Source organism: Marivita sp. (genome assembly GCF_965656765.1).
Taxonomy (GTDB): domain Bacteria; phylum Pseudomonadota; class Alphaproteobacteria; order Rhodobacterales; family Rhodobacteraceae; genus Marivita.
On record NZ_CBFHLV010000109.1, the window covers coordinates 1 to 5,136 of the forward strand.

5 protein-coding genes are annotated in these 5,136 nt (G+C 56.5%); all 5 read right to left on the minus strand.

Going from position 1 to position 5,136, the window contains the following annotated elements; translation table 11 throughout:
* Window positions 1-325 precede the first annotated feature (325 nt).
* A protein-coding gene (locus tag ACTG4M_RS16955; protein WP_439124852.1) for an IS5 family transposase occupies window positions 326-1,071 on the minus strand; the annotation gives its coding sequence in 2 pieces (ribosomal slippage) (window positions 326-750 and window positions 750-1,071; 747 coding nt in all).
* Between the two features lie 323 nt (window positions 1,072-1,394).
* On the minus strand, window positions 1,395-2,147 hold the full coding sequence (locus ACTG4M_RS16960; protein WP_439124848.1) for an ABC transporter ATP-binding protein: 753 nt from the start codon (window positions 2,145-2,147) through the stop codon (window positions 1,395-1,397).
* Window positions 2,144-3,007 (minus strand): ABC transporter ATP-binding protein, encoded by an 864-nt coding sequence (locus tag ACTG4M_RS16965; RefSeq protein ID WP_439124849.1) that lies wholly within the window; start codon window positions 3,005-3,007, stop codon window positions 2,144-2,146. Before ACTG4M_RS16965 ends, ACTG4M_RS16960 begins: the two co-directional genes overlap by 4 nt.
* The gene (locus ACTG4M_RS16970) at window positions 3,004-3,918 is read right to left on the minus strand and encodes an ABC transporter permease (protein ID WP_439124850.1); all 915 of its coding nucleotides are present in this window, start codon (window positions 3,916-3,918) and stop codon (window positions 3,004-3,006) included. The genes ACTG4M_RS16965 and ACTG4M_RS16970 overlap by 4 nt, the downstream gene beginning before the upstream one ends.
* Window positions 3,915-4,970, minus strand: coding sequence for an ABC transporter permease (locus ACTG4M_RS16975; RefSeq protein WP_439124851.1), 1,056 nt, complete (start codon window positions 4,968-4,970; stop codon window positions 3,915-3,917). Before ACTG4M_RS16975 ends, ACTG4M_RS16970 begins: the two co-directional genes overlap by 4 nt.
* Window positions 4,971-5,136: the final 166 nt, after the last annotated feature.

Sequence of the window (5,136 nt, forward strand, 5' to 3'; positions counted from 1 at the left end):
AAACGGTTCCCAGGGTTTCCCTTTTCCATAGCTTACCTTCCGAGCTTTTGGCTCTCCGGTAAACCCGGTCTGGTTCAAATACACACAAAGGCAAGACAAGGCTCAAAAAGGCGAAACAAACGAGATCAAGGCTGGCACGCCGAATATAACTGTGCCGCAAACCCGTTCTGATGTGAGACGGTACGCAAATGGACTGCTCGTTGTCTGCTTCAATCGACTACCCCATCCTCGTCGGTGGGATGTCTAAAGCTGTTAAGGTATAAATGTTCAAGCAGCCCACAGCTTCGATTGTCTTAATGGTGCGTGGTGCGACTAGAGTCAGGACTCATAGCCAGTATTCAATGAGTGCGGCGAGGCCGATGGCTGACAAGAAGACCGTTGGGCATCTGTCGTATCTGGTTGCGACACGCCGCCAACCCTTGAGCCTGCCGAACATGATCTCGATACGGTTACGGCGCTTATCGTATTTGATGGTATTCTTGCGCTGCTTTCGGCCTGGAATGCAGGGGCGTATCCCTTTGTCTCTCAATGCTTCTCTGAACCAATCTGCGTCGTAGCCTCGACCCCCAAGGAGCCAATCGGCCCGTGGCAGGTTACTCAGCATAGCTCGCGCGCCGATGTAATCGCTGACCTGTCCTGCGGTCACGAATAGGTCGAGCGGGCGTCCTTGACTATCGCAGATAGCGTGCAGTTTCGTGTTCATGCCGCCCTTTGTCCGTCCGATCAGGCGACCACGTCCCCCTTTTTGACGCACAAACTGGTCGCTGTGCGGTAAGCCTTCAGGTACGTCGCGTCAATCATGACCGTCTTTTCCTCGCCATGATCGGCAGCCAAACCAATCAACATCTGAGCGAAGACGCCCTTATCGCTCCTCCGCTTCTGACGGTTATACAGTGTCCTGTGCGGGCCGTATTCCTTGGGCGCATCTCGCCATCTTAAGTCATTGCGATTGATGAAGATAATCCCACTCAGAACACGCCGATCATCAACACGAGGCTTGCCATGGGACTTGGGAAAGAAGGGCTCCAGACGCGCCATTTGCGCGTCACTCAACCAATAAAGATTAGACATGTTCACCGCTCATTTTTTGAGCCGTGAATCACGTCACCTCCCGCAAATCAATGGGTCGCGACCCTAGGCGACAACATCGGAATTGCCGGATTGCGACTGACGGGCAAAGGCGAAGGAGTGGACTACTTCGTCGATTTCCAAGCCGAGGCCAGAGATGAACTCGTTGGCGGGCAAATAAAGTTTGGGTTCAGCAAGACGTTCTGAATGGGCAATACTGCGGCAATCCGCGGTTAAAACAGCGGGGCGCAAAAGTAGGGATTTTTCGAAGAACTACCATCTGACCGGCCTCAGCCACATAAATCTCTATGTACCTTCCGCGAACATCATCGGATGGAGTTGATCGAACTTTCAAGCAGATGTTGCGTATAGGGCGATTGCGCCTCGGAGCGGCGCATAGCGTCTACGGTGAGGACTTCTTCGAAGCGGCCGTCTTTCATGACGCCGATGCGTTCGCACAGATGGCCAACGACGCCGAGGTCGTGAGAGACCATGACGTAGGTCAGCTTGTGGACGCGGCGCAGATCTACGAGCAGGTTCAGAATTTCTGCCTGTACTGACACATCCAATGCCGATGTCGGTTCATCCAGCAGCAGGATCGACGGATCGCAGGCCAGGGCACGGGCAATGGCTACACGTTGGCGTTGGCCTCCTGACAATTGGTGTGGGTAGCGAAAACGAAATCCGGGTCCGAGGCCGACATCGTCCAGCAATTTGCCGATACGTGTGTCGATGTCGTCCACGCCGTGCAGGGTCATGGCCTCGGACAGGACGCGATCCACCGTCTGACGTGGGTGTAGCGAGGCGTAGGGGTCTTGGAAGACCATCTGCACCTTGCTGTAGAACGATTTGCTGCGTTTTGAGCCAAGGGTTTCGCCCGCCACAATCATTTCGCCCGACCATGTGGGAACAAGTCCGGCTATCGCGCGGAGGATGGTCGATTTGCCCGACCCGCTTTCGCCAACCAGCCCAAAGCTTTCGCCATCGGCCACGTCGAATGTGACATCGCGCACGGCGTCAGAGCGGTCTGCGCCAACGCCGAACCAAACGGTGAGGTCGTTGATCGTGATCGCACTCATTGGCGGGCACTCACAGAAGGGGCCTCGCGCCACGCCGGGTCGCGTTTGAGCACTTCGAGGTGGTCCCGCGGGTGTTCGAGATCAGGTACAGAATTCAAAAGGCCCAAGGTATATGGATGACTCGCGTTTCGCAGCTCACCTGCTTTGCAGGTTTCCACGATTCGGCCCGCGTACATGATGACGATGCGATCGCAGAATTTGGCGACAAGGTTGAGGTCGTGACTGATGAACATCAACCCCATGCCGCGGTCGCGGACCAGCTTGTCAATAATGTCAAGCACCTGAAGCTGGACTGATACATCTAGCGCCGAGGTCGGTTCATCGGCAATCAGGATTTCGGGGTTCGGAAGCAACATCATGGCGATCATGATGCGTTGTCCCATGCCGCCGGACACCTCGTGTGGGTAAAGGTCATAGACTCGCTTGGGATCGCGAATGGCGACTTCGTCCAGCACCTCCAAAGCCCGCTTTTGCGCTTCGCTACGCGAGACCTTTTCGTGGGCACGCAAGGCTTCGACCAATTGCTGTCCGACCGTCATCACCGGGTTCAGCGAGAATTTCGGATCTTGCATGATCATTGATACCCGCCCACCCCGCAATTGACGCATGCGCTTTTCCGGCAAGGCAAGGATGTCTTCCCCGTGCACATCAAGTCTGTCGGCCTCAATAAATCCTGGCGGGCGGATCAGGCGCAGAACCGCCCTGCCCGTCATGGATTTGCCCGACCCACTTTCACCAACGATGCCGAGGCGCTCTTTGCCCAAGGTAAACGAAATCCCGCGCACAGCGTCAAAGACACCGCTGCGGGTCCGGAACTTCACCCAAAGGTTTTCCACATCCAGAAGCGGCGCATCGGTCATGAATTGTCCTCTTTCGGGTCAAGCACATCACGCAGTCCGTCGCCCAGTAGATTGAAAGCAAGGCTGATAGCAAAGATTGCGATGCCAGGAATCGTGGCGACCCACCAATAATCAAGGATGTATTTGCGCCCTTCCGAAATCATCGCCCCCCATTCCGGGCTTGGCGGCTGTGCGCCAAGACCAAGAAAGCCAAGACCCGCCGCCGTCAGGATGATGCCTGCCATGTCGAGTGTCACGCGGATGACGAGGGACGAGATGCAGAGCGGCCAAATATGCTTGGTCACAATGCGGAACGGCCCCGCCCCTTGCAGCTTGATCGCATGAATATAATCGGAATTACGGATTGTGAGCGTTTCGGCCCGCGCAATCCGAGCATAGGGCGGCCACGCGGTCAGAGAGATCGCAAGCACTGCGTTTTCGATCCCTGCTCCAAGTGCCGCCACAAAGGCCAACGCGAGGATCAAGCGCGGGAAAGCGAGAAAGATGTCGGTAATGCGCATCAGCAGCACGTCGATCCACCCGCCAGCATAGCCCGACACCGTGCCGACGATCAGGCCCACCAAAGGCGCGACCATAACCACGAGCAGAACGATGTAGATCGAGATCCGCGCTCCGTAGAGCAAACGGGAATAGATATCACGGCCCAAGCTGTCGGTGCCAAATAGGTGGCCGTTTTCACCTGGCGCAAGCAACCGTTGGCCGAGGTCTTGGGCGAATGGATCATGCGAGGCCAGGAACGGCGCAAAGATCGCGCAGAGGATGAGGAATGCCAGAACAAACAGGCCAAGCATCGCCAGGGTGTTGGACCGCAGCGTCAGCCAGCCCTTGTACCAAGACGCGAACTTTGCCTGCCGACGCGAGGTCGGTTCTTCGCTGAGAAGCCAGTCCCGCAGACCTTGCGAAGTGCTCATTTGGACCTCGGATCGAAGAAACGGTAGAGAAGATCAGAGAAGATGTTGATGCCGACAAAAATCGTGCCGATCACGATCGTCCCGCCCAAAACCGAATTCATGTCATTCGCCAGCAGTGATGTGGTGATGTATTGGCCCAGCCCAGGCCATGCAAAGATGATCTCGGTCAAAACGGACCCTTCGAGCAGGTTCGCATAGGCAAGCGCGATCACTGTCACCAGTTGGATCCGGATGTTGCGGAAGGCATGGCCCCAGACCACCTGCCATTCGCTAAGCCCTTTGACCCGCGCGGTGGTGACGTATTCGGACCCAAGCTGTTCCAGCATGAAGGACCGTGTCATACGGCTGATGTAAGCAAGGCTGTAGTAGCCCAGAAGGGATGCGGGCAGGATGATGTGCGAGAAGGCGTTGCGGAATACTTCCCATTCGCCGCGCAAAGCGCTGTCGATCAAGATCATTCCGGTGATCGGTTCGACGATGCCTTGGTAGAAAATGCCCAATCGCCCTGGTCCAGCGACCCAACCAAGGATGCCGTAGAATACCAGCAGGCCCACAAGGCCCAGCCAGAAGATCGGCATGGAATACCCGATGAGGCCAACAAAGCGTGCAAGCTGGTCAATCCAGCTGCCCCGCCGAACTGCGGCGATCACACCCAGCGGAACACCCAGAACGACGCCGATGATGGTGCCCAGCGTGGCCAATTCGAGCGTTGCGGGAAACACGCGCGCGATGTCGGTTGTGACCTCTTGGCCGGTACGGATGGATTTGCCGAAATCGCCTTGCAGCACATCGGTGACATAGATCCAGAACTGCACCAAGAGCGGCTGGTCCAGCCCAAGCTCTATGAAGGTCTGGTCATATTGTTCTTGTGTCGCCCGTTCGCCAATGACAGCTAGAACAGGGTCGATCGGCATCACGCGGCCGATCATGAAAGTCACAAAGAGAAGGCCAAGGATTGTGGCGGCAACGGTCGCAACTGTTGCCAGCGTTTTCTTTAGCCACGGAGGGAAGGACGGCCCAAGCCGTCCCTCGCCATGTGTTGTATCCGCCATTTACTTGGTGATGACCCAGTAAGAGACAGCCGTAGTCGCGCCACCTGCGACGAAGTTCTCGACGCTTGCGCCCATACCGTTTTGTTCGATCTGCTGGAACATCACGCCAAACGGGCTGACCTGTTGATGCTCGCGCTGAAGCTCACGGTACATTTCGGCGCGGGTT

What these genes read in the sequence shown, in the direction of transcription:
- ACTG4M_RS16960 (WP_439124848.1), bottom strand. Translation starts at nt 2,147, where the DNA reads ATGAGTGCGATCACGATCAACGACCTCACCGTTTGGTTCGGCGTTGGC.
- ACTG4M_RS16965 (WP_439124849.1), bottom strand. Translation starts at nt 3,007, where the DNA reads ATGACCGATGCGCCGCTTCTGGATGTGGAAAACCTTTGGGTGAAGTTC.
- ACTG4M_RS16970 (WP_439124850.1), bottom strand. Translation starts at nt 3,918, where the DNA reads ATGAGCACTTCGCAAGGTCTGCGGGACTGGCTTCTCAGCGAAGAACCG.
- ACTG4M_RS16975 (WP_439124851.1), bottom strand. Translation starts at nt 4,970, where the DNA reads ATGGCGGATACAACACATGGCGAGGGACGGCTTGGGCCGTCCTTCCCT.